Here is a 26630-nt window from a genome sequence, read left to right as displayed (position 1 = left end):
CGTGTCGCCCGTGCTCGGGCGGCAGCCTGCGTGCCTGAAAGCAATGGAGAACGCACGGTGAGCCTTGCCGATACCCGTATCCTGCTCGTGATCGGTGGCGGCATTGCCGCCTACAAGAGCCTCGATCTGATCCGCCGGCTGCGCGAGCGCGGCGCGAGGGTGCGCTGCATCATGACCGAGGGCGCCTGCCGGTTTGTCACGCCGCTATCGGTGGGCGCGCTGACCGGTGACAAGGTCTTCACCGAGCTCTTCGACCGGGACGCCGAACATGATGTCGGCCACATCCGCCTTGCCCGCGAGGCGGATGCGATCGTGGTCGCGCCGGCGACCGCCGACATGATGGCGAAGATGGCGAGCGGCCTTGCCGGCGATCTCGCCGGTGCCGTGCTGCTTGCCTCCAAGCTGCCGTTGCTGCTGGCGCCCGCCATGAACCCCGCCATGTGGTCCCACCCGGCGACCCGGCGCAACGTGATGCAACTCACCGCCGACGGCGCGCGCCTTGTCGGCCCCAATGCGGGCGAGATGGCGGAAACGGGCGAGGCGGGAACCGGCCGCATGGCCGAGCCGCTGGAAATCACGGCCGCGCTCGAGGCGCTGCTCGCCCCGCCGGTCGAGGGGCTGGCCGGCCGCCATGTGCTGATCACCTCCGGCCCGACCCATGAACCGATCGATCCGGTGCGCTACCTCGCCAATCGCTCCTCCGGCAAGCAGGGGCATGCCATCGCCGGCTGGATGGCGCGTGCGGGGGCGCGCGTCACGCTGGTTTCCGGCCCAGTTGCCCTGCCAGATCCGCCGGGCGTGACGGTGGTGCGGGTCGAGACCGCCCGCCAGATGCTGGCGGCGGTCGATGCGGCGCTTCCCGCCGACGTCGCCGTGATGGCCGCCGCCGTTGCCGATTGGCGGGTGGAGAGCGAGAGCGGCCGCAAGATCAAGAAGGATGGAAGCGGCGCGGTTCCGACGCTGCCGCTTGCCGAGAATCCGGACATTCTCGCCACCATCGGCCACCACGCCACCCTGCGCCCGCGCCTGGTCGTCGGCTTTGCCGCCGAGACGGACACGGTGATCGAGAACGCCATGGCCAAGCTCGACCGCAAGCGTGCCGACATGATCGTCGCCAACGATGTTTCGCCGGAAACCGGGGTCATGGGCGGTGACGCCAACACTGTCCGTCTCGTTTCCCGCGACGGGGTGGTCGACTGGCCGACGTTGCCCAAGGACGAGGTCGCCCGCCGTCTCGTCGAGGAAATCGCAGCAAGGCTTCGGACGCTCTGAGCCTCCAGCCGTCGCCCTCTCCACATCTTTCGCCGCGCCGCGTGCCGGCGCCTTCAACGAGGATTTTCCGCCGATGACCGTGCCTGTCCAAGTGCGTCGCCTGCCCCATGGTGCCGACCTGCCGCTGCCCTCCTACCAGAGCGACGAGGCGGCGGGGATGGACCTGCTCGCCGCCGTCGACGCACCGGTGAAGATCGTGCCCGGCGCGCGCGCGCTGGTGCCGACGGGCATTGCCATCGCCCTGCCGCCGCGCACGGAGGCGCAGGTGCGCCCGCGTTCGGGGCTTGCCAGCCGCAACGGCGTCACCGTGCTCAACACGCCCGGGACGATCGACCCGGACTACCGCGGCGAGATCAAGGTGATCCTGATCAATCTGGGCCATGAGACCTTCGTCGTCGAACGCGGCGACCGCATTGCCCAGATGATCGTCGCTCCGGTTTCGCGGGCCGAACTGACCGAGGTCGAGGCGCTGGACGATACAGCGCGCGGCACCGGCGGGTTCGGCTCCACCGGTCACCGCTGAGGTTTCCGCCACGGCCCGGCGGCGCAACGCCTGCGCCGTCGGGCCGTCGAGTTTCCGGGATTTCAGCAAACCTGTTCTGGTTTTTCCGTGATTTGTGGAACGTGATTGCGTCGCGTTGCGCAAGCGGACTGTTGTCAGGTCTCGTCAGGCCGGCGCGCGCGCCCTACATTGTGCGCACATGAAACGCGCGGAGCGCGCGTGCGAGCGTGCAGCGCCTGCGCGCCGGAAGGGAGCCTGACATGAGCGATCGTACCCCCGGCCGTGGCCGGATCTATGCCTCGATCACCGACACCATCGGCGATACGCCGCTCGTGCGGCTCGACAGGCTGGCGAAGGACGCAGGCGTCGAGGCCGAGATCCTGGCCAAGCTCGAGTTCTTCAATCCGATCTCCAGCGTCAAGGACCGTATCGGCGTGTCGATGATCGACGCGCTGGAAGCCGAGGGCAAGATCGTGCCCGGCAAGACCACGCTCGTCGAGCCGACCTCGGGCAACACCGGCATCGCGCTTGCTTTTGTTGCAGCCGCGCGCGGTTACCGGCTGATTCTGGTGATGCCGGAGACCATGTCGATCGAGCGCCGCAAGATGCTGAAGCTGCTCGGCGCCGAGCTTGAACTGACCGAGGGGCCGAAGGGCATGAAGGGCGCCATCGCGCGCGCCGCGGAGATGGTTGCGGAGATCGAGGGCGCGGTGATGCCGCAGCAGTTCGAGAACCCGGCCAATCCGGCGATCCACCGCCGCACCACCGCGCTCGAGATCTGGAACGACACTGGCGGCAATGTCGACGTCTTCGTGTCCGGCATTGGCACCGGCGGCACCATCACCGGCGTCAGCGAGGTGCTGAAGGAGAAGAACCCGGACCTGCATGTGGTCGCGGTCGAGCCCGAGGACAGCCCTGTCCTGTCCGGCGGCAACCCCGGCCCGCATAAGATCCAGGGCATCGGCGCCGGCTTCGTGCCGGGCGTTCTCAACACCAAGGTCTATGACGAGGTGGTCAAGATCGGGAATGACGAGTCCTTCGAGATGGCCCGCAAGGTGGCGCGGGTCGAGGGCCTGCCGGTCGGCATTTCCTCCGGCGCGGCGCTCGCGGCCGCGCTCAAGGTCGGCGCCCGTCCCGACATGAAGGGCAAGCGCATCGTCGTGATCATCCCGTCCTTCGCCGAGCGTTATCTCTCGACGGCGCTGTTCGACGGACTGGAGTAAGCCGGTCGGACGGCATTGCCGGACATGTGGCGGCGGGGTCGGAAACGGCCCCGCCGCTGTCGTTTCCGCAGGCGGGACTAGCGAACGACGACGGCGGTTCCCGTGGCGCTGACCATCAGCATGGAGCCGCTCTGGCCGACCGTCTCATAATCGAGATCGACCCCGATCACCGCATTGGCGCCAAGATGCGCCGCCCGCTGCTGCAGTTCATGCAGCGCGATCTCGCGGGCCTTGCCCAGTTCTTCCTCATAGGCGGCGGAGCGGCCGCCGACAATGTCGCGGATGCCGGCGAAGAGATCCTTGAAGATGTTGGCGCCGAGGATGGCCTCGCCCGTGACGATGCCCTTGTAGTCGGCGATCTCACGGCCCTGAAGCGTATTGGTTGTGGTGACCAGCATGTCGTCTCCTCTTGCGGTGCGCCGGATTGCATCGTGTATCCGGCCCGGCTGAGATGGCGTTGCCGGTCGGCCCGGTCAAGACGGCGCGCGATGCGTCGTCAGCTCCCCGGGCCCATCAGTCGGTCGATGGGCACGTAATCGTCGGTGAGGACCGGTGGGTCGAGGCGCGCGACCAGACGGTCGATCCTCTCCTCAGGCATCCGTCCGATGATCCGTGGCGAGGTCCCCGCTGCGGTTGGCGGGAGCGCCATGCGGCCGGTTTCGGTCGCCGAGCGGCCGGCGACCAGTACGAAGGTGGTGCGCCCGCCGGCGGTGAAATCCTCTGCCTCCACCCAGACCTCTACGACGGGAAAGACGGCACGCAGCGTGCGCACGGTGGCCGCCAGCGCCTGCAGCCTGTCCATGTGGTCGATGAGGTTCATGGCGTAGAAGCCGTCCGCTCCGAGATGGCCGGCGATCTCGGCATAGAACTCCCGCGTCACCAGATGGGCGGGCACCGCGATGTCGGTGAAGGCGTCGCCGACGATGATCTGGAAGCCGCCCTCCGCGCGCAGCAGGCGGCGGGCGTCGCCGTGGCGCACGGTGAAGCGGGCGGGGTCGACGTCGAAGCCTGCCGCTGCCACGCGGGTCACCTCCGGGTCGATCTCGGCGACGACGAGCCCCTTGCGCGCACCCTCGGTGGTCCAGGCACGCGGCAGCGTCAGTGCTCCACCGCCGACGAAATAGGCTGACGTGGGCGTGTCGCCGAGGCGCCGGCGCGCAACGGCGTCGATGATCGCCGCATAGGGCATCTCGAGACGGCGCGGCTCGCCGATGACGTTGATGCCATGGCCGAGATGGTCGATCACCATCACCTTTGTCGGCGCGTTGAACTGGTCGGAGATGTCGAGGGCGCGGATGCAGTAATAGCGGCTTTCCACGTCACAGGCGCGGGTCGCGGTCGCCGGAGCGACGGCGGCGATGGCAAGGGCGATGAGTGACAGCGCCACCGCGGGGGTCGCCGAGGGGCCGGGGCCTGCGCGCCGCGCCACCGCGAGCGTGAGAATGGCCAGAAGCGCATAGATGACGGCGACCGCGATCAGTGTTCGCGCGGTGCCGAGCCACGAGATGAAGAGATAGCCGGCGGCGAGCGTTCCGGCGATGGCGCCGATGGCGGAGACCGCGTGCAAGGCCCCGAGGGCGCGACCGCTGCGCGCCCTGTCCTCGATGGCGAGGCGGGCGAGGATCGGCGAGGGAATGCCGGCGGCAAACGAGGGCAGGAAGAAGAGCGCCGCGCTCAGCGCGACGATGCCGCCGACCGGATCGTCGATCCGCGAGAGCAGCGGGCCCGAGACCAGAACGAGAAGCGGCAGCGCCGCGGCCGTGGCGATCGCGCCGAAGGCGGCGGAAGCCGAGAGCCACAGCAGGCCGGAGCGCGCCGGCCTGTCGGCGACGAGCCCGCCCGCCCAGTGGCCGGCGGAAAAGCCGGCGAGCACCACCGCGATCACCGCGGTCCAGGTGTAGAGCGACATGCCGACATAAGGGGCAAGCATGCGCCCGGCGACGATCTCGACGACGAGCCCTGCCGCCGCGACGACGAATTGCGCCAGAAGCAGGAAGGCGAACGAAATTCGCGGGCCGGTCGTCGGGGTCACGACGGGAGGGGCGGAGGCGCGCGGCCCGGCCGCCTCGATGTCTGGATTACGCGTCATGGCGGCAAGCCTATCCCGGCCCGAGCGGGCCGGGAAGCAGCTTTGCGCGTGATCAGGCCGGAGCGCCGATCCGGTCCGGATGGGCGGCGGCGAAAGCCTCCAGCTCGGCGCAGGCGGCGTCGATCGCCACGATTGCCGGCATGGCCGTCAGATCGACGCCCCAGCGGCGCGCGTTGTAGACCTGAGGCACCAGGCAAAGGTCGGCCAGGGTCGGCGTGTCGCCGTGGCAGAACCGTCCCGAACCACCGTCCTGGAGCATCGTCTCGAGGGCAGTGAGCCCGCTGCCGATGTGTTCCTTCATCCAGTCGACGCGCACCTCGTCGGCGCCTCCGGCCAGCTCCTTGACGCGGGAGGCAACGGACAGGTTGCAGACCGGATGGATCTCCATGGCAATGACATGGGACAGCGCCCGCACCCGTTGGCGGCCGAGGGCGTCGGCGGGAAGCAGGCTGCTGCCGTCGCGGGTCTCGTGCAGATATTCGATGATCGCCAGCGACTGGGTCATCGTCCGTCCGTCGATGTCGAGGGCGGGCACAAGGCCCTGCGGATTGCGCGCCAGATGCGGGGCGGCGCGATGAGCGCCGGTCAGCAGGTTCACGGGCGCGGCGTCATAGGCGATACCAAGCAGGTTGAGCGCAATCCGCACCCGGTAGCTCGCCGAGGAACGCCAGTAGTCGTGGAGGACGGGAGTGCTCATGTCTTTCCTTCCGCTCGCGGGATCTTGCGCGTCGTGCGACGCGCGCTCCCGGTGGGAACTACACGGGCCGGCGGGCCGGGCCAAGTGTGCTCTTGCTCCTGCCGCTGCGTGAAGGGGGCGACAAAAAATTTGACTATTTGGTCAAAACTCGGCCCAATGCCGAAAGGCGGACGATTTCCCGATCAATGAGGAAGCGCCGTCTGCAATCGCCAGAGCAGGCATCCGCCCGTGTCGCGGATGCCGCAGAAGTCGGCGCGGCGGAGCATCCTTCCCTCGTCCCCGCGCCCCAGAGGAGAACCATGTGCCGCCCGCCCGCGCGCGACGCGCGGTCAGCCGGCCATCGTGGAGGTGCAGCCATGGCTGACGTACTCACGGCCCCTGACGTCCGCTCCGGGCGCCTGACGGCCGACGATTATCTCGACAATTTCGACGACCTGCACCCGCCGCTGGGCGTCCACGAGGCGCGTGTCGAGGCGGATCGCTGCTATTTCTGCTACGATGCGCCCTGCACCATCGCCTGTCCGACCTCGATCGACATCCCCAAGTTCATTCGCCAGATCTCGACCGGAAATCCGGTGGGATCGGCGAAGACGATCTTCGCGGAGAATATCCTGGGTGGCATGTGCGCCCGCGTCTGTCCGACGGAGACACTGTGCGAGGAGGCCTGTGTCCGCAATCTTGCGGAGGACCGGCCGGTGCAGATCGGCCTGCTTCAGCGCCATGCGACCGACATCTATCTCTCCGACCCGGACCGCCACCCGTTCGAGCGCGCCGCCGCGACCGGCAGGCGTGTCGCCGTCGTCGGCGCGGGACCGGCGGGGCTCTCCTGTGCCCATGCGCTGGCGCGCCACGGCCATGAGGTGACGGTGTTCGAGGCACGCGAGAAGCCGGGCGGGCTCAGCGAGTACGGCATCGCCGCCTACAAGACGACCGATGATTTCGCGCAGAGGGAGGTTGCCTTCGTCGCCGCCATCGGCGGCATCGGCATCGACTGTGGCAAGGCGCTCGGCCGCGATCTGACGCTTGCCGGGCTGAGGCAGGATTTCGATGCCGTGTTCCTCGGCATGGGTCTTGCCGGCGTCAATGCGCTCAAGGTCGAGGGCGAGACGCTTTCGGGTGTTCTCGACGCGGTCGACTACATCGCCGGCCTGCGTCAGACGGCGGATCTCGCCAGCCTTCCCATCGGTCGCAAGGTGGTGGTGATCGGCGGCGGCATGACCGCCATCGACATCGCCGTGCAGGCGAAGCGGCTCGGCGCGGAGGAGGTCACCATCGCCTATCGCCGCGACCGCGAGGCCATGAAGGCCAGCCCCTACGAGCAGGAAGTGGCGCTGACCAACGGCGTCATCATCCGCGAATGGCTGCGTCCGGCCCGGCTGATCGGAGCCGGCGGCCATGTCCGCGCCATCGCGCTCGAGCGTACCGCCGTCGATGCCTCAGGCCGGCTCGCCGGCACGGGCGAGACCGTCACGCTGGAAGCGGACCAGGTGTTCAAGGCGATCGGCCAGAGTTTTGTCGCCGATCCGCTCGCCGCCGACGCACCGGCGCTCGAGGACGGGCGCATCATGGTCGACGAAGACCGCCGCACCTCGCTTGCGAACGTGTGGGCGGGTGGCGACTGCATCGCAGGCGGCGACGACCTGACGGTCGCGGCCGTCGAGGACGGCAAGATCGCCGCGCAGGCCATCCATGCGAGCCTCTCCGCCTGAGGGAGCCGCGCGACCGCTTTCGCGGCGGGCCCGTCCCTTGGCACGAGCGCCTGCCGCCATCCCTTTTCACCCCCGAACAAGACGTGGGGAGACAAGACAATGGCTGATCTTCGGAGCAATTTCCTCGGCATCAAGTCGCCGAACCCCTTCTGGCTGGCCTCGGCGCCGCCGACGGACAAGGAATACAACGTCGTGCGGGCCTTCAAGGCCGGCTGGGGCGGCGTCGTCTGGAAGACGCTGGGCGAGGATCCGCCCGTGGTCAACGTCAACGGCCCGCGCTACGGCGCAATCCACGGGCGCGACCGCAACCTCGTCGGGTTCAACAATATCGAGCTCATCACCGACCGTCCGCTCGAGGTGAACCTGCGCGAGATCAAGCGCGTCAAGCGCGACTGGCCCGATCGGGCGATGGTGGTGTCGCTGATGGTGCCGTGCGAGGAGCAGAACTGGATCGACATCCTCAGACGCGTCGAGGAAACCGAGGCCGATGGCGTCGAGCTCAACTTCGGCTGCCCGCACGGCATGTCGGAGCGCGGCATGGGATCGGCCGTCGGGCAGGTGCCCGAATACATCGAGATGGTGGCGCGCTGGTGCAAGCAGCACACCCGGATGCCGGTGATCGTCAAGCTGACGCCCAACATCACCGACATCCGCGGACCGGCGCGGGCCGCGCATGCCGGCGGGGCGGACGCCGTGTCGCTGATCAACACCATCAACTCCATCGTCGCGGTCGACCTCGACCGGATGTCGCCTTCGCCGGTGATCGACGGACGCGGTGCCCACGGGGGCTACTGCGGCCCGGCGGTGAAACCCATCGCGCTCAACATGGTGGCCGAGATCGCCCGCGATCCCGCGACCCGTGGCATGCCGATCTCCGGCATCGGCGGCGTCACCAACTGGCGCGATGCTGCCGAATTCATGGCGCTTGGCGCGGGCACGGTGCAGGTCTGCACCGCCGCCATGACCTATGGCTTCCGCATCGTCGAGGACATGATCGACGGTCTTTCCGACTGGATGGAAGAGAAGGGCTATGGCTGCATCGACGATTTCGTCGGCAAGGCGGTGCCCAATGTCTCGGACTGGCAGCAGCTCAACCTCAACTATGTGGTCAAGGCGCGCATCGACCAGGACGCCTGCATCCAGTGCGGCCGCTGTCACATCGCCTGCGAGGACACATCCCATCAGGCGATCACCGCGACGAAGGACGGCCTGCGGCACTTCGAGGTGATCGATGAGGAATGCGTCGGCTGCAATCTTTGCGTCTCGGTGTGCCCGGTCGAGGATTGCATCACCATGGAGCAGCTGGTCGATGGAACGGATCCGCGCACCGGCAAGGCCATCGACCCGGACTATGCCAACTGGACGACCCACCCGAACAACCCCAACCGGGTGATGGAAGCGGCCGAGTGAGACGGGGGGCCTTCCCCCGGCAAGCCGGTGGCGGCGCTCCTGGCGCCGCCACTCCGGGGACTGTCTCCGGCGCGGACGGCGAGGCCGGCCTTGCCCATCTCGCCATGCTGGGCTTCGCCTTTCTCGTCTCGACCTCGTTTCCGATCGGTCACGCAATCACGGCAAGTCTCGATCCGGCGGTGCTGACGGGTCTTCGCTTCTCTCTCGCTGCCGTCGTCTTCGCCGTTCTTGTTACGTTGCGCGGCGAATGGCGGCCGCTGCAGATCCGGCGCATCCCGGTCTATCTGGTCATCGCCCTGTCGCTCGATATCTTCTTCGTGACCATGTTCGAGGCGTTGCGCACCACCAGCGCGCTCAATGCCGGCGCGGTGTTCACGCTGCTGCCCGCCTTCACCACGCTCGCCGGCTTCGTCATGCTGCGCCAGAAGGTTTCGCGCCGCCAGCTCTTCTGCCTGGCGCTGGGCGCGGTCGGCGCGCTCCTCGTGCTCTTCGGCGAGGATCTCTCGCGGCTGGGACGCCTGGAACTGGGCAAGGGGGAGGCGATCTTCGTGGTCGGCGTCGCCGCCTACGCCTTCTACGCCCCCTTGATGCGGCTGCTGAACCAAGGCGAGCCGCTGACGCTCTTCAATTTCCGCATCATCGTCACCGGCGCGGTGCTGCTCTTTGCCTACGGAGGGCGCTCGCTTGGCGAAACCGAGTGGAGCATGGTGCCTGCCGGGGTCTATCTCGGCATCGTCTACCTCGCGGTGTTCCCGACCGCGGCAAGCTTCTTTCTCGCGACCTACGCCAGCTTGCGGCTGCCGGCCGGGCCGGTGATGGCCTACACCTATCTCCTGCCGAGCTTCGTGTTGCTGGAATCCGCGCTGGTCTTCGGGGCGGACTGGCCCGGGGGCTGGACGCTCGTCGGCGTCCTGGTCACCGGGCTGGCGACGCTCGTTCTCCAGCGCGCCTCCGCGCTGCGCCGCTACTGACGCAACTGACTGGCGAAATAGGCGATGGTCTTGCGGTAGACCTCCGCCCGGTTCCAGTCCTTCAGTACCCCGTAGTTGTGGGTGCCAGGCGACCAGTCGCCGCCCTTCTGCCAGCCGTGCTGGCGCAGGAAGTTCGCCGTCGAGGCGAAGACATCGGCGGGGCTGCGGATCAGGTTCGGCCGTCCGTCGCCGTCGAAGTCGACCGCAAAACGCAGGTAGCTTGAGGCAAGGAACTGGGTCTGGCCTATTTCACCGGCCCAGGCCCCCTTCATCTCCGGGATGCGCATGTAGCCGCGATCGGCGATCTGCAGGGCGCTCATCAGCTCGTTGGTGAAGAACTTCGACCGGCGGCAGTCGTAGGCGAGCGACGACAGCGACGAGAACACCGGAATGTTGCCCATGAAGCCGCCGAAGCCGGATTCCAGCCCCCAGATGGAGACGATCACCTCCTTCTGCACGCCGTATTTGCGCTCCACGCGGTCGAGCGTGTTCCAGTGCTGCTTCAGCCGGCGCTTGCCGATGGCGATGGTCGAGGGCGGGGCGCGTCGGGCCAGGAACTTCTCGAAGGAGAGCTTGAAGGATTTCTGGTTGCGGTCGAGCCGGATGACCTTGCTGTTGTAGGCCATGCCATCGAGCGCGGAGCTGACGGTCCGCTTCGAGATGCCGGCGGCGACCGCCTCGCGCTTGAAGTCCTCGAGCCAGCGGGGAAAGCCGGCGGCATTGTTGCCGCAGCGTGCGGCCATGGCTACGCCGCTGGAAAGACTGAGAAGACTGCAGACCAGGCCGGCGGCAATCAGGACCTTGCGCATGGGCGCTCCCGTTTCGGAGCCGGCGGGAGATCCGTCCGGCTTTGGCGATGAGGCAGAGGATACCGGCCAGCGGTGCAAGATCAAGCGGCGCGACGCGGCGTCACGCGCGCGGGGCGAGACCTTCGAAGATCAGGCCGGTCAGCGTGTCGAGCGCCGAGCGGCGGAAGGCGGCATCATCGATCCCGGTTCCGGTGACGGCGGCGATCTGGGTGGCGAAATCGGCATAATGCTGGGTCGTCGCCCAGATCAGGAAGATGAGATGCGGAGGGTCGACGTCGCGGATCAGCCCCTTTTCGGCCCAGTGGCGCAAAACCTCGGATTTCTCGTCGACCAGCGCCTTCAGTGGCCCCTCCAGCACGTCGCGGATCATCGGCGCGCCCTGCATCACCTCATTGGCGAAGAGGCGCGAGGCCTCCGGATATTCGGCGGAAAAGCGGAGCTTCGCCTCGATGTAGGAGGTCAGCTCGCGGCGCGGATCGCCGTCCGGGTCGAGGGTGCGCAAGGGCGCCAGCCAGCGGTCGAGCAGATCGGCCAGCACCGCCTTGTAGATCGCCGACTTGGAGCCGAAATAATAGAGCAGGTTCGACTTCGACATGCCGGCATCCTCGGCGATCTGGTCGACTCGGGCGCCGCGATAGCCGAAGCGCGAAAACGTGCCGAGGGCGGCGTCGAGGATCTTCGCCCGGTTGCGCTCCTGGATGCGGGTGCGCGGCGCCTCGTCTTGCGCGGTCTGCGCGTCTTCGGGGATGAGGGGGCCGTCCATTCTCAGCTTTCCTTGACTGCCTGACATCGTGCCGGGACCGCCGTCGTTGCGCCGATGCCGGTCAGGATGATGCCGGTTACCGTGCGCTTCGCCGCCTCGAACTGCGCATCGGAGAGCGGTTGGCCGCCGTTCAGCGTGTCGATCTGGTGATTGAAGTCCGCATAATGCTGCGTTGTCGACCAGATCATGTAGAGAAGATAGCGCGGATCGACCGGCGCGAGGCGCCCTTGCGCGATCCAGCGCTCGATCACCGCGACGCGCGAGGCGGTCCAGTCGCGCAGGGTCGTCTCCAGATAGTCCTGAATCACCGGTGCCTTGTGCAGGATCTCGTTGGCCCAGACCTTGGAGCCCATCGGGTGGGCGCGCGAGATGTCCATCTTCTTGGCGATGTAGGAGGTCAGCGCCTCGACCGGGTCGTCGTTTTCGTCGAAGGAGTTCGCCGCCTCGAGCCAGATGTTGAATATGCGCTCCACCACCCGGCGGTAGAGCGTCTCCTTCGTCGGGAAATAATAGTGCAGGTTGGCCTTGGGAATGCCGGCGCGGTCGGCGATCATGCCCGTCGTTGCGCCCCGGAACCCGCTTTCGGCGAAGACCTCCTCCGCCGCCTTCAGGATGGCGCGCTCGTTTTCTTCCCTGATCGCGCTCTTGTGTGTCCGCTGCGTGTCCTGCATCGCGCCTCGCGCCGTCGCCTTGCGCCTGCCCGGCCGGTCCGGAGGACGCGGTGACCGCCAAATTTGCAGGCAGGCTGAAAAATTGATCTTGACCGGATGGTCAGGCCTTTCTACGCTCGATTTGACCATTTGGTCAGGTTTTTCACCCTGGCGCAATGGTCAAGACGCTGCGGACCACCGGCGGCCAGAGTAGACTGGCACAAAAGATCGGGGCCGCATCTTCCAGATCACCGTCTTCGCAAAGCATCTTGCGAGGGCTGGGCCGCGCCTGCAGGCGGAATTGCTTGTCGCGCGCGGCGATGAAGGGGAACGGAGCGGCCTTTCGGCATTGTCCGTACGGTCGTGTCAGGCTTCGCTGCGAAGGTCGACTTCGCGCGGGATTGCTGACGCATGGCTGGCCCGGGGGCAACCTGCCCCGGCGTGGCGCTATCCTGTCGATCCGTCGCCCCGTGACAACGGGACGCCTGCCGCGTGGCAGGCCCGTCCGAGGGAGGGTTCATGTCGCAGCCGGCATCCGCCAGCAGCAAGTCCGACGCCTTCGGGCCGCCGTTCGCGGCACGCACTCCATTCAAGAAGACATCGCGGTTCGCCGCCGGCGCACGCGGCGGGGCCCGCGGGACCGCCGGTGACCGGTGCGGGCCGGCAAGCCTGGACCTGAATTCATGACAACCATCGAAAACGCCATCGGCGGCCGGCGCGTCGTCTCCCGCTCGACCCGTACGCAAGGGGTGTTCAACCCGGCGACCGGTGAGCGCACGGCGACGCTGCCGCTTTCCACCGCCGATGAGGTCGCGGAGGCGATCGCCGCCGCCAGCGCGGCCTTTCCGGCCTGGCGCGACACGCCGCCGCTGAAGCGCGCGCGCTGCATGTTCCGCTTCAAGGAATTGCTCACCGCCCATGCCGACGACATCGCCAGGGCAATCTCGGCGGAGCACGGCAAGACCCATGACGACGCGCTTGGCGAGATCGCGCGCGGCATCGAGGTGGTGGAATTCGCCTGCGGCATTCCGCATCTGCTGAAGGGCGAGTTTGCCCGCAATGTCGGGCCGGCCATCGACAGCTATTCCGACCGCCAGCCGCTTGGTGTCGTCGCCGGCATCACGCCGTTCAACTTCCCGGCGATGGTGCCCTTGTGGATGTATCCGATCTCGGTCGCCTGCGGGAACACGTTCGTCCTGAAGCCGTCGGAGCGCGATCCCTCCGCTGTCATGGCAGTCTATGACCTGTTCCGAGAGGCCGGCTTCCCCGAAGGTGTTCTCAATGTCGTTCACGGCGACAAGGAAGCCGTCGATGTGCTGCTGACCCACCGCGACGTCAAGGCCGTCTCCTTCGTCGGCTCCACGCCGATCGCCGAATATGTCTATACGACCGGCACGGCGAACGGAAAGCGGGTGCAGGCGCTGGGTGGTGCCAAGAACCACATGATCGTGATGCCGGACGCCGACATGGACCAGGCGGCGGACGCGCTGATGGGCGCGGGCTACGGCTCGGCCGGAGAGCGCTGCATGGCGATCTCGGTTGCCGTTCCCATCGGCGAGAAGACCGCTGACGCGCTGGTCGAGAAGCTGGTTCCCCGCGTGCAGGCGCTGAAGATCGGTCCCGCGACCGACAAGGACGCCGAGATGGGTCCCGTCGTCACCGAGGCGCACATGCGCAAGGTGCTGTCCTATATCGACCAGGGCGAGAAGGAGGGCGCCGAGCTTCTCGTCGACGGGCGCGGCTTCTCCCTGCAGGGCTACGAGAACGGCTATTTCGTCGGTGGAACCTTGTTCGACCGCGTGGCGAAGGGCATGACGATCTACAAGGAAGAGATCTTCGGCCCTGTGCTCTCGGTGGTGCGCGCCAAGGACTATGAGGAAGCGCTCGATCTTATCAACGAGCACGAATACGGCAACGGCACCGCGATCTTCACCCGCGACGGCGATGCCGCGCGCGCCTTCGCCGACCGCATCGAGGTGGGCATGGTCGGCATCAACGTGCCGATCCCGGTGCCTGTCGCCTATTTCTCGTTCGGCGGCTGGAAGCGCTCGCTGTTCGGCGATCATTCGATCTACGGCGAGGAGGGCGTGCGCTTCAACACGCGCCTGAAGACCGTGACGACGCGCTGGCCGGCGGGCATAAAGGACGGTGCCGTCTACACTTTCCCGAACATGGAGTGAGGTCATGAGTCGACCGCAGGTGCAGGCCACGACGCTGATCGACGATGCGAAAGTCCGCGTCACCCGCTTTGACTTCGCACCGGGCGCGGAGACCGGATGGCACCGTCATGCCATGGACTATGTCATCACGACACTGAGCGAATGCAACATGCTGCTCGAGGAGCCCGGAGGCGCGAGCCGGTCGGTCACCATGCCCGCCGGCACGGTCTACCGCCGCGACGAGGGTGTCGAGCACAATGTCGTCAACGAGGGCACGGCGACGATGTCCTTTATCGAAACCGAACTGAAATAGGAGCGCGCGTCATGGCAGCAGCACCGGGCAAGAACATCCGCATCGATGCCGAGCGGCTTTGGAACAGCCTCATGGAAATGGCGAAGATCGGACCCGGCGTTGCCGGCGGCAACAACCGCCAGACGCTGACCGACGCCGACAAGGAAGGGCGCGCGCTTTTCCGCAAGTGGTGCGCGGATGCCGATCTTTCCATGGGCGTCGACACCATGGGCAACATGTTCATGACCCGCGAGGGGGCCGACCCCGACGCCAAGCCGGTCTATGTCGGCTCGCATCTCGATACCCAGCCGACGGGCGGCAAATATGACGGCGTGCTCGGCGTTCTCGGCGGGCTGGAGCTGGTGCGCACGCTGAACGACCTCGGCATCAGGACCAGGCGGCCCATCGTCGTCACCAACTGGACCAACGAGGAAGGCACCCGTTTCGCCCCCGCCATGCTGGCCTCCGGCGTTTTCGCCGGCACCCATGAGGAGGCGTGGGCCTACGACCGCAAGGACGCGGAGGGCAAGCGTTTCGGCGACGAACTCAAGCGCATCGGCTGGGTCGGCGACGAGCCCGTCGGCGCGCGCAAGGATGCAATCCACGCGATGTTCGAGTTGCACATCGAGCAAGGGCCGATCCTCGAAGCCGAAGGCCGGGACATCGGCGTCGTTACCCATGGCCAGGGGCTGTGGTGGCTGGAGGTGACGGTCACCGGCAAGGACAGCCACACCGGCTCGACGCCGATGCCGATGCGCAAGAACGCCGGCCTCGGCATGGCGCGCATGACCGAGCTGGTCCACGAGATCGCCATGAAGCACCAGCCGCGCGCCGTGGGTGCGATCGGCCATTGCGATGTCTATCCGAACTCGCGCAACGTCATTCCGGGCAAGGTGGTCTTCACCATCGATTTCCGCTCTCCCGACCAGGCGACGCTTGATGCCATGAAGGCGGAGTTCGAGGAGAAGGCGCCGAAGATCGCCGAGGATCTCGGTCTTGGCGTCGAGATCGAGGCGGTAGGCCATTTCGACCCGGTGACCTTCGACGAGACCTGCGTCAAGGCCGTGCGCGGTGCTGCCGAGAGGCTCGGCTACAGCCACATGGACATCATCTCCGGCGCCGGCCACGACGCCTGCTGGGTCAACAAGGTCGCGCCGACGGCGATGATCATGTGCCCCTGCGTCGACGGCCTGTCGCACAATGAGGCGGAGGAAATCACTAGGGACTGGGCCAAGGCCGGTGCTGACGTGCTGCTGCACGCGGTGCTGGAGGCGGCGGAGATCGTGGAGTGAGCCAACAAGGGCCCGGCGGGCCGGGCGCCGCCTGAGCCCATCCCGTCCCGGAGAGCCGAAGAGGGGATGAGGCGTGACGACGCGCCGAAGACCAGGACGCAAGGACCGGAACATGAGGACCTGAAGGTCCGCAAACAGACCAGAGAGGGGAACGGCAATGGCAACGAAGGTGATCAAGGGCGGAACGGTCGTGACGGCCGATCTCACCTATAAGGCCGACGTGAAGATCGACGGCAGCGTGATCGTCGAGATCGGACCCGACCTTGCCGGCGACGAGGTGCTGGACGCGACCGGCTGCTACGTCATGCCGGGCGGCATCGACCCGCATGTCCATCTGGAAATGCCCTTCATGGGCACCTATTCCTCCGACGACTTCGAGAGCGGCACACGGGCCGGCCTTGCCGGCGGCACGACGATGGTTGTCGACTTCTGCCTGCCGGCGCCGGGCCAGTCCCTGCTCGAGGCGCTGACCATGTGGGACAACAAGTCCACCCGCGCCAATTGCGACTACTCCTTCCACATGGCGGTCACCTGGTGGGGGGAGCAGGTCTTCAACGAGATGGAGACAGTCGTCCGCGAGAGGGGCATCAACACCTTCAAGCACTTCATGGCCTACAAGGGCGCGCTGATGGTGCAGGACGACGAGATGTATGCCTCGTTCCAGCGCTGCGCCGAGCTGGGCGCGATGCCGCTGGTTCACGCCGAGAACGGCGACGTGGTCGCCGATCTCTCCGCCCGTCTTCTCGCGGAAGGAAACAACGGTCCCGAGGCCCATGCCTACTCCCGCCCGCCGCAGGTCGAGGGCGAGGCGACCAACCGGGCGATCATGATCGCCGACATGGCCGGCGTTCCGCTCTATGTCGTGCACACCTCCTGCGAGGAAAGTCATGAGGCGATCCGCCGTGCCCGCCAGCAGGGCAAGCGCGTCTACGGCGAGCCGCTGATCCAGCATCTGACGCTCGACGAGAGCGAGTATTTCGACAAGGACTGGGATCACGCGGCACGTCGGGTGATGTCGCCGCCGTTCCGCAACAAGCAGCATCAGGCAAGCCTCTGGGCCGGATTGCAGTCAGGGTCGTTGTCCTGCGTTGCCACCGATCATTGCGCCTTCTCCACGGAGCAGAAGCGCACCGGTATCGGTGATTTCACCAAGATCCCGAACGGCACCGGCGGGCTGGAGGACCGGCTGCCCATGCTGTGGACCCATGGCGTGGCGACCGGCCGGCTGACCATGAACGAGTTCGTGGCCGTCACCTCGACCAACATCGCCAAGATCCTCAACCTTTACCCCAGGAAGGGCGCGATCCTCGTTGGCGCGGATGCCGACATCGTGGTCTGGGACCCCGCGAAGGAGAAGACCATCTCCGCGGCGAACCAGCAGTCGTCGATCGACTACAATGTCTTCGAGGGACAGAAGGTGAAGGGCCTGCCGCGGTTCACGCTCACCCGTGGCCAGCTCGCCATCGAGGACGGAACCGTGAAGACGCAACAGGGACACGGCCAGTTCGTCGCCCGCGAGCCGTTCCAGGCGGTCAACAAGGCGCTGTCGACCTGGAAGGAACTCACCGCGCCGCGCAAGGTCGAGCGCACGGGCATTCCGCAAAGCGGTGTGTGAGGCGGGATATGCCAGGCTATTCGGAGAAAGCGCCGCAGTATCCTGAGCCGTTGGCGCAAGCGGTCCTCGTGTTCAGCGAAGTTCGCGACTGGCTGCTCTCAGGCACAAAGGTCTTTCCACGCCGCGCGGCGTGCCTGGCGAAGCCGAACAAGACCCGCAAGTCGCATGTGCCGCACGAGGACTGGGTGACGGTGCCCGCCCGCGGTCACAGCCTGCTGTCGGGCGACAGGGTCGGATTTTTCGACCGTGTCGTCGCCCACAAGGAATGCATGACAAGGATTGCGGGCTGGCCGGACGCTGGCTCGGATCTTGCTAGTCGGATCTTGCTAGAGTGAAATCGGCGGCGCGCGAGCAGATGCATCTGCGCGAAACACCAGTGTGTCGTCACCGTGCAGGCTTGAGAGCCTCCCGTTGAGGGGTGCCGTGAGGAGTTCCGTATCGACATGACAACCTCTCAAACGGGGGCCGCACACATGGAACAGGCAATCGCGCCCGTCATCGACATCGACAATCTGTCGCTGACCTTCGAGACCGGGGACGGGCCGGTTCACGCGCTGTCCGACATCGACCTGGAGGTTGCGCCGGGGGACTTCGTCTCCTTCATCGGTCCGTCGGGATGCGGCAAGACCACGCTTTTGCGGGTGATCGCCGATCTGGAGCAGCCGACCGGCGGGACGATCTCGGTCAACGGCATGACCCCGCACGAGGCGCGGCTCGCCCGCGCCTACGGCTATGTCTTCCAGGCCGCCGCCCTCTATCCCTGGCGCACCATCGCCGACAACATCGCCCTGCCGCTGGAGATCATGGGCTTTCCGAAAGCCGAGCGGGAAGAGCGCATCCGGCGCAACATGGAGCTGGTCAATCTTTCCGGCTTCGAGCGCAAGTATCCCTGGCAGCTTTCGGGCGGCATGCAGCAGCGTGCCTCCATTGCCCGCGCGCTTTCCTTCGACCCCGACCTGCTGCTGATGGACGAGCCCTTCGGCGCGCTTGACGAGATCGTGCGCGATCACCTCAACGAGCAATTGCTCAAACTCTGGGCAAAGACGAACAAGACCGTCGTCTTTGTTACCCACTCGATCCCGGAGGCCGTGTTCCTGTCGACCAAGATCGTCGTGCTCTGCCCGCGTCCGGGGCGGGTCTACGATGTGATCGACAGTCCGCTGCCGCGCCAGCGCACGCTCGACATTCGCGAGACGCCGGAATTCCTCGAGGTCGCCCATCGCGTTCGCGAGGGCCTGCGGGCGGGACACAGCTATGAGGACTGAGGTCGAGACGACCCGTCGCGAAACGGGAACGGCGACATGACCGCGGCAACGTTGCATGCGCCGAGCCGTTCGCCCTTTGCGCGGCTGATGTCGGGCACGGCCGGGCCGGTGCTGGTCATCGTCGTGGCGATCATCGCCGTATGGTATCTCTCCGCCGTGCTGCTCAACACGCCGTTCCAGCGCGACACCTACAAGCGCGGCGGACTGGAAGACGTACCGCTGGCCCGGCTTGTCGCCGATACGCTGGCGCAGGAGCGTCCCGTCCTGCCGGCTCCGCACCAGGTGGCGGTCGAGATCTGGAACACGACGGTCGAGAAGAACGTCACCTCCAAGCGCAGCCTCATCTACCACAGTTCGATCACGCTCTCCTCGACCCTGCTCGGCTTCCTGTTCGGCACGACGCTCGGCATCGTGCTCGCGATCGGCGTGGTGCACAGCCGGGTGCTCGACAAGAGCCTGATGCCCTGGGTGATCTCGTCCCAGACAATCCCCATCCTCGCCATCGCACCGATGATCATCGTCGTCCTGAACGCGGTCGGCATCTCGGGCCTGCTGCCCAAGGCATTCATCTCCACCTATCTTTCCTTCTTCCCGGTGACCGTGGGAATGGTGAAGGGCCTGCGCTCGCCCGAGACCATCCAGCTCGATCTGATGAAGACCTATTATGCCTCGGCGGCGCAGACGCTGTGGAAGCTGCGCCTGCCCTCGGCGATGCCCTATCTCTTCACCTCGATGAAGGTCGGCGTCGCCGCCAGCCTTGTCGGGGCCATCGTCGGCGAGTTGCCGACCGGCGCCGTTGCCGGCCTTGGCGCGCGGCTTCTCGCCGGGTCCTACTATGGCCAGACGGTGCAGATATGGTCGGCGCTGATCCTTGCCGCCGCGCTGGCCGCGGGGTTGGTGGCGCTGATCGGACTCGCCGAGCGCATCGTGCTCAAGCGCATGGGGATGGCGTCATGACCCGGATGAGCCCCGTGGCCCGTTTCCTGTCGCTTCTTGGCCTGTTGCTGGCGGTGATCGCGACGATGCTGCCGCTGATTGTCACCGACAATGGCTCGCACGGGTTCCTGGAGGCGCCGTTCGTCGCCCTTGCCGGGGTCACCGCCATTGTCGTGCTTGGCATCTACCGTTTCGGCGAGCTTTTCGGCCGTTCCGCCTGGGTGGTTCTGGTCGCCGCATCCGGTTTCCTCGCCGCGACGCTGGTCAGCCTGATCGGCCAGCATCCGGGCGAGGCCGGTGTGGGGTTCTGGGCCCTCACCATCGCTGCCTGGGCAACAGCCTGGGTCTCGGTTGAGGAAATGGCCGGCCTTTCACCGCGCTCGGCGGCGCTGCGCCGGATCGTGGCGCTGCTGATCCCGCTGTCCTTCGGCGTCTGGCTGCTGGTCCTCTGGCAACTTCTGGTCACCGGCTTCGCGGTACCGAAGGTGCTGCTGCCGCCGCCGTCGGACATCTGGGCGAGGGCGGTCGCCTCGCCGTCGATCCTGTGGGCCGATTTCCGCCAGACTTTTCTCAAGGGCGTCATCGTCGGCTATGTGCTGGGCTGCGGATCCGGCTTCCTCGTGGCGCTTGTCGTCGACCGCGTTCCCTTCCTGCGGCGCGGGCTGCTGCCTGTCGGCAACCTCGTTTCCGCGCTGCCGATCATCGGTGTCGCGCCGATCATGGTCATGTGGTTCGGTTTCGACTGGCCGTCGAAGGCGGCCGTCGTCGTCATCATGACCTTTTTCCCGATGCTGGTGAACACGGTGACCGGGTTGGCCGCGGCCGACCGCATCCAGCACGATCTCATGCACACCTATGCGGCAAACCACGTCCAGTCTCTCGTCAAGATGCGGTTGCCGATGGCCATGCCCTTCGTCTTCAATGCCTTGAAAATCAACTCGACGCTGGCGCTGATCGGCGCGATCGTCGCGGAGTTCTTCGGCACGCCCACTGTCGGCATGGGCTTTCGCATCTCCACCGAGGTGGGGCGGATGAACGTCGATATGGTGTGGGCTTCGATCGCGGTCGCCGCGGTCGCAGGATCGCTGTTCTACGGCTTGGTGGCCCTTCTCGAGAGGGTCGTCACGTTCTGGCATCCGTCAGTCCGGGGATAACGGGCGGCGGGGCCGAAACCAGAGGGAGCTTGATATGAGAAAGACATTGCTTGCGGCCGCGGCATTCGCCTTCGGCCTCTCCCAGGCGCATGCCGCCGACGAGGTGACACTGCAGCTCAAATGGGTCACGCAAGGGCAGTTCGCCGGCTACTATGTGGCCAAGGACAAGGGCTTCTATGACGAGGAGAACCTTGACGTCACCATCAAGCCGGGCGGCCCGGACATCGCTCCGCCGCAGGTGATTGTCGGCGGCGGCGCCGACGTCATCGTCGACTGGATGCCCTCGGCGCTGGCAAGTCGCGAGCGCGGCGTGCCGATCGTCAACATTGCCCAGCCGTTCAAGAAGTCGGGCATGATGCTGACCTGCCTGAAGGAGACGGGCGTCAAGTCGCCGGACGACTTCCCCGGCCGCACGCTCGGCGTCTGGTTCTTCGGAAACGAGTATCCGTTCCTCGCCTGGATGAGCAAGCTTGGCATCCCGACCGAGGGTGGCGAGAAGGGCGTGACGGTGCTCAAGCAGGGCTTCAACGTCGACCCGCTGCTGCAGAAGCAGGCCGACTGCATCTCCACCATGACCTACAACGAGTACTGGCAGGTGATCGACGCCGGCATTCCGGAGAGCGAGCTGATCGTCTTCAAGTATGAAGACCAGGGCGTGGCGACGCTCGAGGACGGCCTGTATGTCCTCGAGGAGAACCTGTCCGACCCGGCCTTCGTCGACAAGATGGCCCGCTTCGTGCGCGCGTCGATGAAGGGCTGGGAGTATGCCCGCGAGAACCCGGACGAGGCGGCCGACATCGTTCTGGAGAACGACGCCACCGGCGCCCAGACCGAGAAGCACCAGAAGCGCATGGTCCGCGAGATCAACAAGCTGACCGAGGGCAGCGACGGCACGCTCGACATGGCCGACTACACCCGCACCGTCGAGACGCTGTTGAGCGGCGGCTCCGACCCGGTGATCACCCGGCAGCCGGAAGGCGCAACGACGACGGTGGTCACTGACAAGATGTGACGTGAGCGCGAGAGCCGGCGGCACACCTGCCGGCTCTCGTATTTTGCATCTCGATAGTTGAGTAATAATTTAATGACAACCTGAGACGCTGGGGAAATATTCATAATTTTCTTTATTTACCCAGCGTTATGAGTTTTGCCCTATCAATTTTTACAAGGCGCGCAAGCAGTCGGTTGCGTGTGCATGTAAAGTTGGTGGTGCCCATGCTGAAGAACGCATCTATCACGGTGAAACTTGTAATCACGAGCAGTATTGTTCTGATCGTGACTCTCTTTTGCGGCATCTCGGTTATCGCCTGGCAGTCAGCCCGGATCGCACGTGATATTGCGGTCGGCGAAGCGCGGGCAGTTGGCGAGCGCGAGGCCCAGTCGATCCGCCGGCAACTCGAGGCCGGTCTGACGATCACGAAGGGCATGGCCGCGAGCATGAGCGCGCTCAAGGCGTCCGGAGACGTGGACCGGAACGCATGGACCGCCATCATTCGCGAGACGATGAAGGGCGAAAAGAACCTTTCGGGAGCCTGGGGTGTTGTCGTCACCGATGACTTGGACGGACGCAACGAGGAATTTGCCAGCGCCGACAACATGCATGACGCCACGGGCCAATGGCGTCCCTATGTGTTTCGCAATCCCGACGGAAGCTTTGGCGAGAGGCCGACGGGAGAGGTCACCGACTCCTCGGGCAAGGTGAGCGACGCCGCAGACAAGGAGTGGTTCTCGCGCACCTACCGGACCGGCAAGGTGTTCGCCACCGAGCCCTACACCTGGCCGGTTGGCGATGCGATGGCGATTGGTGTCTCCATGTCCGCGCCCATCATGAATGATGGCAAGGTCCTGGGCGTGGCCGGTATCGATGTGTTCGCCACCGGATTTTCCGAGCAGCTTGCCACCATCCGCCCACTTGGAACGGGGCAGGTTTCTCTCGTATCCCAGCAGGGAACCTGGGTGGCCCATCCCGATACCGACCTGATCGGCAAGCCCTTCGCGGATGCCTTCGATGCGGCCCGTGAAACCGGACTCGATAGCGGTCAGAAAGCTGTGCGTGAGGGGAGAGCGATCGACTATGCCGGCTGGTCCGAGGCGCTTGGCGAAGGCGTGCAGAGGATGATCATTCCGGTCAAGATCGGTGAGACCGGCCAAACCTGGTCGGTGCTTGTGACCGTTCCCTTGTCGAGCCTCCTGGTCGCCTCCAACACGATCGTGGCCTGGATCGTTGGTGTTGGTCTTGTCTTGCTGGTTACCGTGGCCGCGGCGCTCTACATCGTCGGTCAGCGTGTTATTCGTCGTCCTGTGGAGCTGACCCTTGGTCACATCCAGTCGCTTATCGACGGACACTACTCGGTGGAGATCGACACGGCCCGCCGCGCCGACGAGATCGGGCGTATCGGAAAGGCTTTGGAGGTCTTCCGTGATCAGGCCGCGCGTGCCGAGGAGCTTTCGGCCGAGCAGGAAAAGGAGCAGCACCGTCGCATTGCGAGAGCGGAAACGGTGGCCAGATTGACCGCCGACTTCGATGCCTCCGTGGCTCAGCTTCTTCAGTCGGTCTCCCATTCGGTCGTCAATCTCAACGCGGCTGCGGGGGAATTGACGGGCGCGGCGGAAGACACCAGCCATCAAAGCACGGCCGTGGCCGCGGCATCGGAGGAGGCATCCTCAAACGTGGGCACGGTCGCGGCCGCCGCCGAGGAGCTTTCGGCGTCGGTGTCTGAAATCTCCCGTCAGGTGCGGTCTTCGGCCGATATCGCGGAAAGCGCTGTGACACAGGCCCAGCAGACGAATGCCAGGATCGAGGGCCTTTCGAGTGCGGCAAGCCGGATCGGCCAGGTCGTCAAGCTGATCAACGATATTGCCGAGCAGACCAATCTCCTGGCGTTGAATGCCACAATCGAGGCGGCGCGCGCCGGTGAGGCGGGCAAGGGCTTCGCTGTCGTGGCGGCGGAAGTGAAGGAGCTTGCGACGCAAACCTCCAAGGCAACGGAGGAGATTGTCGCCCAGATCCAGCAGGTCCAGGGTGAAACCGACGGTGCCGTGGAGGCAATTCGCGAAATCTCGCATACCATCGAGGAGATCAACAAGATCTCCGGCGACATCGCCGCCAGCGTCGAGCAGCAGGGGGCTGCGACCAACGAGATCGCCATGAATGTGCAAGAGGCAACGACAGGAACGCAGGATGTGTCACGAAACATCGCCGGCGTTTCCCGAGCCGCCCAGCTTACCGGCAACGTCGCGGTGCGGATTCGCTCCGACGCCGAGGCGCTGCAAAGCGAGGAAGAGCGCCTGCGAAAGAGCGTGGAGAGCTTCCTGAGCGACATTCGCCAGGCAAGTTGAGATCGTAGTCCACGCAATGTGGGGATGAACGAACAAGGGGCACGTTCCTTCGAACGTGCCCCTTTTCGCGTTCGCACATCGAGGTGAAGTGTGCCTCAGGCCACCTTTTCCAGACGTTCGGCTATGAAACGTCCAAGCTGTGCGGCCCCGGCCTCGTCAACGGCAAGACCGAGCTTTGAGCGCCGCCACAGCACGTCCTCCGCCGTACGAGCCCATTCGTGGTCCATCATGTAGGCGACCTCGCACTCGCTCAAGCCTGCGCCGAAGTCGAGGCCGAGATCCTGCGGCGTCTTGACTCCGGCAAGCAGAACCCGCGTCTTCGTGCCGTAGGCGCGGGCCAGGCGACGCAGCAGCGCCCGGTCGAGATCCGGCCAGTCGGCCGCAAGTCCGGTGACGAGGTCCTCGAAGCCGGTCGCGGCGAAATCGCCGCCGGGCAGCGGCGGCGTCGCAGTCCAGCTTTTGCCCTTGGCCCCGATTGCCTTCTCGACAAGGTCCATGACTGACAGTGCCAGCCGCCGGTAGGTGGTGATCTTGCCGCCGAATATGTTGACGAGCGCCGGCTCTGCCCCTGTGCCCCGCTCGAGCTTCAGGACGTAGTCGCGCGTTGCCTCCTGTGCCTTGGAGGCGCCGTCGTCGAAGAGCGGGCGCACGCCGGAGTAGGTCCAGACCACATCGTCGCGGGTGATCGGCTGCTTGAAATACTCGCCCGCCGCCGAGATCAGATAGGCGATCTCCTCCTCGCTGGCGGAGACATCGGCGGGATCTCCCGTGAAGTCGCGGTCGGTCGTGCCGATCAGCGTGTGTTCGCCCTCGTAGGGAATGGCGAAGACGATCCGACCGTCCCCGTTCTGGAAGATATAGGCGCGGTCGTGGTCGAAGAGCTTGCGCACAACGATGTGGCTGCCCTGCACGAGGCGGACGTGATTGGCATCGCTGCGCTGCATGGCGCCATGCAGAACCCGGTCGACCCAGGGGCCGGCGGCGTTGACGAGAAGCCGCGCGGAGACCTCGCGGATGTCGCCGCTGACCGTGTCCTGAAGCCGGACGCGCCAGAGATCGCCGGTCCGCTCGGCTGCGACAACCTTGGTACGGGTATTGATCTCGGCGCCCCGATCGGCCGCATCGCGCGCGTTGAGCGCCACGAGGCGGGCATCGTTCACCCAGCAGTCGGAATATTCGAAGGCGGTGGAGAAGCCGGGCTTCAGAGGCTTGCCGGCCACATCGTCGCGCAGATCCAGCGTCTTCGTCGCCGGCAGGAGCTTCCGCCCGCCGAGATGGTCGTAGAGGAACAGCCCAAGGCGCAGCATCCAGCGTGGGCGAAGCCCCTTTTGGTGCGGCAGGACGAAGCGCAGCGGATGGATGATGTGCGGTGCGATCGACCACAGCAGCTCGCGTTCGCCGAGCGCCTCGCGCACCAGCCGGAACTCGTAGTATTCGAGATACCTCAGGCCGCCATGGATGAGCTTGGTCGACCAAGAGGACGTGCCGCTGGCGAGGTCGTTCATCTCGGCAAGGCAGACCGAATAGCCCCGGCCGACGGCGTCGCGGGCGATGCCGCAGCCGTTGATGCCGCCACCGATGATGAGGATGTCGAACGGCGCGTTTTCTTTCTGCGCGGTCATAGCGCGATGTCTCCCGTCGTCTCGTCAGGATGGCCGGCCTCCTCCCCGCCGGCCTCCGCTATTTCAACCCGGACGCCGCTGTCCCGGCAGATCTCCAGAACGGAGGCCGGCGGTGCCCGGTCTGTGATGAAGGTGTCGATCTCGGCAAGGTGACCGATGCGTACGGGCGCGCTGCGCTCGAATTTCATGGCATCGGCCACGAGAAGCACCTGGCGCGCGTGCGACAGGATCTCGCGGGAGACGCGAACCTCGCGGAAGTCGTAGTCGAAGATCGTGCCGTCTGCATCGATCGCCGAGGCGCCGATCACGGCGTAGTCGACCTTGAACTGGCGGATGAAGTCGACGGTGGCCTCGCCGACGATGCCGCCGTCGGAGGCGCGCACCTGGCCACCCGCGATGATCACCTCGACATCCGGCGCGGTTCGCAGGATGTTGGCGACATTGATGTTGTTGGTGATCGCCATGATGCCGTCGTGCTGGCGCAGGGCGCGGGCCACCTGCTCGGTGGTGGTGCCGATGTTGAGCATGATCGAGGCATTGTCGGGAATGAGCGCCGCGGCCCTCAGCCCGATCTGCCGTTTGCCCTCGGCGGCGAGCTGGCGTCGGGCGTCATAAGCATAATTTGCAATACCTGACGGCAAAACGGCGCCGCCGTGCACGCGCTGCAGCAGGCCGCGCTCGCAAAGTTCGTTCAGATCCTTGCGGATCGTCTGTGGGGTGACGTCGAAGTCGATGGCCAGAGCCTCGACGTCGACGCGACCAGACCTGCGTGCACGGTCAAGGATATCAGCCTGCCGAGGGGACACCGGGTCCATCTGACGGCCTTTCGTTTTTTTTCGATTTTATCTTTTCATGTCTTCG

At 65.9% G+C, this 26630-nt stretch carries 24 protein-coding genes; 16 read left to right on the top strand and 8 right to left on the bottom strand.

Going from position 1 to position 26630, the window contains the following annotated elements; all coding sequences use genetic code 11:
- Window positions 1-57: 57 nt before the first annotated feature.
- The 3 genes from coaBC (at window position 58) to cysK (ending at window position 2997) form a co-directional block, all read left to right on the top strand.
- The gene (gene coaBC / locus ACN0WF_RS02760) at window positions 58-1272 is read left to right on the top strand and encodes a bifunctional phosphopantothenoylcysteine decarboxylase/phosphopantothenate--cysteine ligase CoaBC (RefSeq protein WP_417771253.1); all 1215 of its coding nucleotides are present in this window, start codon (window positions 58-60) and stop codon (window positions 1270-1272) included.
- A 73-nt stretch (window positions 1273-1345) separates the two neighbouring features.
- Window positions 1346-1795, top strand: coding sequence for a dUTP diphosphatase (gene dut / locus ACN0WF_RS02755; RefSeq protein WP_417771252.1), 450 nt, complete (start codon window positions 1346-1348; stop codon window positions 1793-1795).
- Window positions 1796-2034: 239 nt separating this feature from the next.
- Window positions 2035-2997 (top strand): cysteine synthase A, encoded by a 963-nt coding sequence (gene cysK, locus ACN0WF_RS02750; protein WP_417771251.1) that lies wholly within the window; start codon window positions 2035-2037, stop codon window positions 2995-2997.
- A gap of 77 nt (window positions 2998-3074) precedes the next feature.
- Here the strand turns inward: cysK and ACN0WF_RS02745 are convergent, their stop codons facing one another.
- From ACN0WF_RS02745 to maiA, 3 genes are all read right to left on the bottom strand, one after another.
- On the bottom strand, window positions 3075-3395 hold the full coding sequence (locus tag ACN0WF_RS02745; protein ID WP_417771250.1) for a heavy metal-binding domain-containing protein: 321 nt from the start codon (window positions 3393-3395) through the stop codon (window positions 3075-3077).
- Between the two features lie 98 nt (window positions 3396-3493).
- Complete coding sequence (locus ACN0WF_RS02740) at window positions 3494-5086, bottom strand: fused MFS/spermidine synthase (protein WP_417771249.1); 1593 nt, start codon at window positions 5084-5086, stop codon at window positions 3494-3496.
- A gap of 52 nt (window positions 5087-5138) precedes the next feature.
- A complete protein-coding gene (gene maiA / locus ACN0WF_RS02735) occupies window positions 5139-5783 on the bottom strand; it encodes a maleylacetoacetate isomerase (protein WP_417771248.1) in 645 nt (214 codons plus the stop codon).
- Window positions 5784-6139: 356 nt separating this feature from the next.
- On the opposite strand from maiA, the gene ACN0WF_RS02730 reads away from it, so the two are divergent.
- From ACN0WF_RS02730 to ACN0WF_RS02720, 3 genes are all read left to right on the top strand, one after another.
- Window positions 6140-7492 carry an NAD(P)-dependent oxidoreductase gene (locus ACN0WF_RS02730; RefSeq protein ID WP_417771247.1) on the top strand — a complete coding sequence of 451 codons (1353 nt, stop codon included), beginning with the start codon at window positions 6140-6142 and terminating at the stop codon, window positions 7490-7492.
- A 99-nt stretch (window positions 7493-7591) separates the two neighbouring features.
- The gene (preA, locus tag ACN0WF_RS02725; RefSeq protein ID WP_417771246.1) at window positions 7592-8902 is read left to right on the top strand and encodes an NAD-dependent dihydropyrimidine dehydrogenase subunit PreA; all 1311 of its coding nucleotides are present in this window, start codon (window positions 7592-7594) and stop codon (window positions 8900-8902) included.
- A complete protein-coding gene (locus ACN0WF_RS02720; RefSeq protein ID WP_417771245.1) occupies window positions 8899-9873 on the top strand; it encodes a DMT family transporter in 975 nt (324 codons plus the stop codon). The genes preA and ACN0WF_RS02720 overlap by 4 nt, the downstream gene beginning before the upstream one ends.
- Here ACN0WF_RS02720 and ACN0WF_RS02715 read toward each other — a convergent pair.
- The 3 genes from ACN0WF_RS02715 to ACN0WF_RS02705 all read right to left on the bottom strand — a co-directional run bounded on the left by ACN0WF_RS02715 (window position 9867) and on the right by ACN0WF_RS02705 (window position 12116).
- Window positions 9867-10682 (bottom strand): lytic murein transglycosylase, encoded by an 816-nt coding sequence (locus ACN0WF_RS02715; protein ID WP_417771244.1) that lies wholly within the window; start codon window positions 10680-10682, stop codon window positions 9867-9869. The genes ACN0WF_RS02720 and ACN0WF_RS02715 overlap by 7 nt on opposite strands.
- 100 nt (window positions 10683-10782) lie before the next feature.
- The gene (gene rutR, locus ACN0WF_RS02710; RefSeq protein WP_417771243.1) at window positions 10783-11445 is read right to left on the bottom strand and encodes an HTH-type transcriptional regulator RutR; all 663 of its coding nucleotides are present in this window, start codon (window positions 11443-11445) and stop codon (window positions 10783-10785) included.
- Window positions 11446-11447: 2 nt separating this feature from the next.
- On the bottom strand, window positions 11448-12116 hold the full coding sequence (locus ACN0WF_RS02705; RefSeq protein WP_417771242.1) for a TetR/AcrR family transcriptional regulator: 669 nt from the start codon (window positions 12114-12116) through the stop codon (window positions 11448-11450).
- Between the two features lie 662 nt (window positions 12117-12778).
- Between ACN0WF_RS02705 and ACN0WF_RS02700 the strand changes: the two genes are divergently transcribed.
- From ACN0WF_RS02700 to ACN0WF_RS02655, 10 genes are all read left to right on the top strand, one after another.
- Window positions 12779-14275: a CoA-acylating methylmalonate-semialdehyde dehydrogenase gene (locus ACN0WF_RS02700; RefSeq protein ID WP_417771241.1), complete on the top strand. Its 1497-nt coding sequence runs from the start codon at window positions 12779-12781 to the stop codon at window positions 14273-14275.
- Window positions 14276-14279: 4 nt separating this feature from the next.
- On the top strand, window positions 14280-14567 hold the full coding sequence (locus tag ACN0WF_RS02695; RefSeq protein ID WP_417771240.1) for a cupin domain-containing protein: 288 nt from the start codon (window positions 14280-14282) through the stop codon (window positions 14565-14567).
- An 11-nt stretch (window positions 14568-14578) separates the two neighbouring features.
- Window positions 14579-15838 (top strand): Zn-dependent hydrolase, encoded by a 1260-nt coding sequence (locus ACN0WF_RS02690; RefSeq protein ID WP_417771239.1) that lies wholly within the window; start codon window positions 14579-14581, stop codon window positions 15836-15838.
- Window positions 15839-15995: 157 nt separating this feature from the next.
- Window positions 15996-17453 (top strand): dihydropyrimidinase, encoded by a 1458-nt coding sequence (hydA, locus tag ACN0WF_RS02685; protein ID WP_417771238.1) that lies wholly within the window; start codon window positions 15996-15998, stop codon window positions 17451-17453.
- A gap of 68 nt (window positions 17454-17521) precedes the next feature.
- Complete coding sequence (locus tag ACN0WF_RS02680; protein WP_417771237.1) at window positions 17522-17788, top strand: hypothetical protein; 267 nt, start codon at window positions 17522-17524, stop codon at window positions 17786-17788.
- Window positions 17789-17926: 138 nt separating this feature from the next.
- On the top strand, window positions 17927-18718 hold the full coding sequence (locus tag ACN0WF_RS02675) for an ABC transporter ATP-binding protein (RefSeq protein WP_417771699.1): 792 nt from the start codon (window positions 17927-17929) through the stop codon (window positions 18716-18718).
- Between the two features lie 87 nt (window positions 18719-18805).
- Window positions 18806-19675, top strand: a complete 870-nt coding sequence (locus tag ACN0WF_RS02670; protein WP_417771698.1) for an ABC transporter permease — start codon at window positions 18806-18808, stop codon at window positions 19673-19675.
- The gene (locus tag ACN0WF_RS02665; protein ID WP_417771236.1) at window positions 19672-20808 is read left to right on the top strand and encodes an ABC transporter permease; all 1137 of its coding nucleotides are present in this window, start codon (window positions 19672-19674) and stop codon (window positions 20806-20808) included. The genes ACN0WF_RS02670 and ACN0WF_RS02665 overlap by 4 nt, the downstream gene beginning before the upstream one ends.
- Window positions 20809-20842: 34 nt before the next feature.
- On the top strand, window positions 20843-21820 hold the full coding sequence (locus ACN0WF_RS02660) for an ABC transporter substrate-binding protein (protein WP_417771235.1): 978 nt from the start codon (window positions 20843-20845) through the stop codon (window positions 21818-21820).
- A 128-nt stretch (window positions 21821-21948) separates the two neighbouring features.
- Complete coding sequence (locus tag ACN0WF_RS02655; protein WP_417771234.1) at window positions 21949-24147, top strand: methyl-accepting chemotaxis protein; 2199 nt, start codon at window positions 21949-21951, stop codon at window positions 24145-24147.
- A 95-nt stretch (window positions 24148-24242) separates the two neighbouring features.
- Here the strand turns inward: ACN0WF_RS02655 and glpD are convergent, their stop codons facing one another.
- Entirely contained in the window at window positions 24243-25769 is a 1527-nt protein-coding gene (glpD, locus tag ACN0WF_RS02650) for a glycerol-3-phosphate dehydrogenase (RefSeq protein WP_417771233.1), read from the bottom strand.
- Complete coding sequence (locus ACN0WF_RS02645) at window positions 25766-26584, bottom strand: DeoR/GlpR family DNA-binding transcription regulator (protein WP_417771232.1); 819 nt, start codon at window positions 26582-26584, stop codon at window positions 25766-25768. The genes glpD and ACN0WF_RS02645 overlap by 4 nt, the downstream gene beginning before the upstream one ends.
- Window positions 26585-26630: the final 46 nt, after the last annotated feature.

Origin of the sequence: Stappia sp. (assembly GCF_048268045.1) — a bacterium.
Lineage (GTDB): Bacteria > Pseudomonadota > Alphaproteobacteria > Rhizobiales > Stappiaceae > Stappia.
The sequence above is the reverse complement of the archived record's forward strand: the minus strand, read 5'-3'. Positions and strand labels throughout refer to the sequence as shown.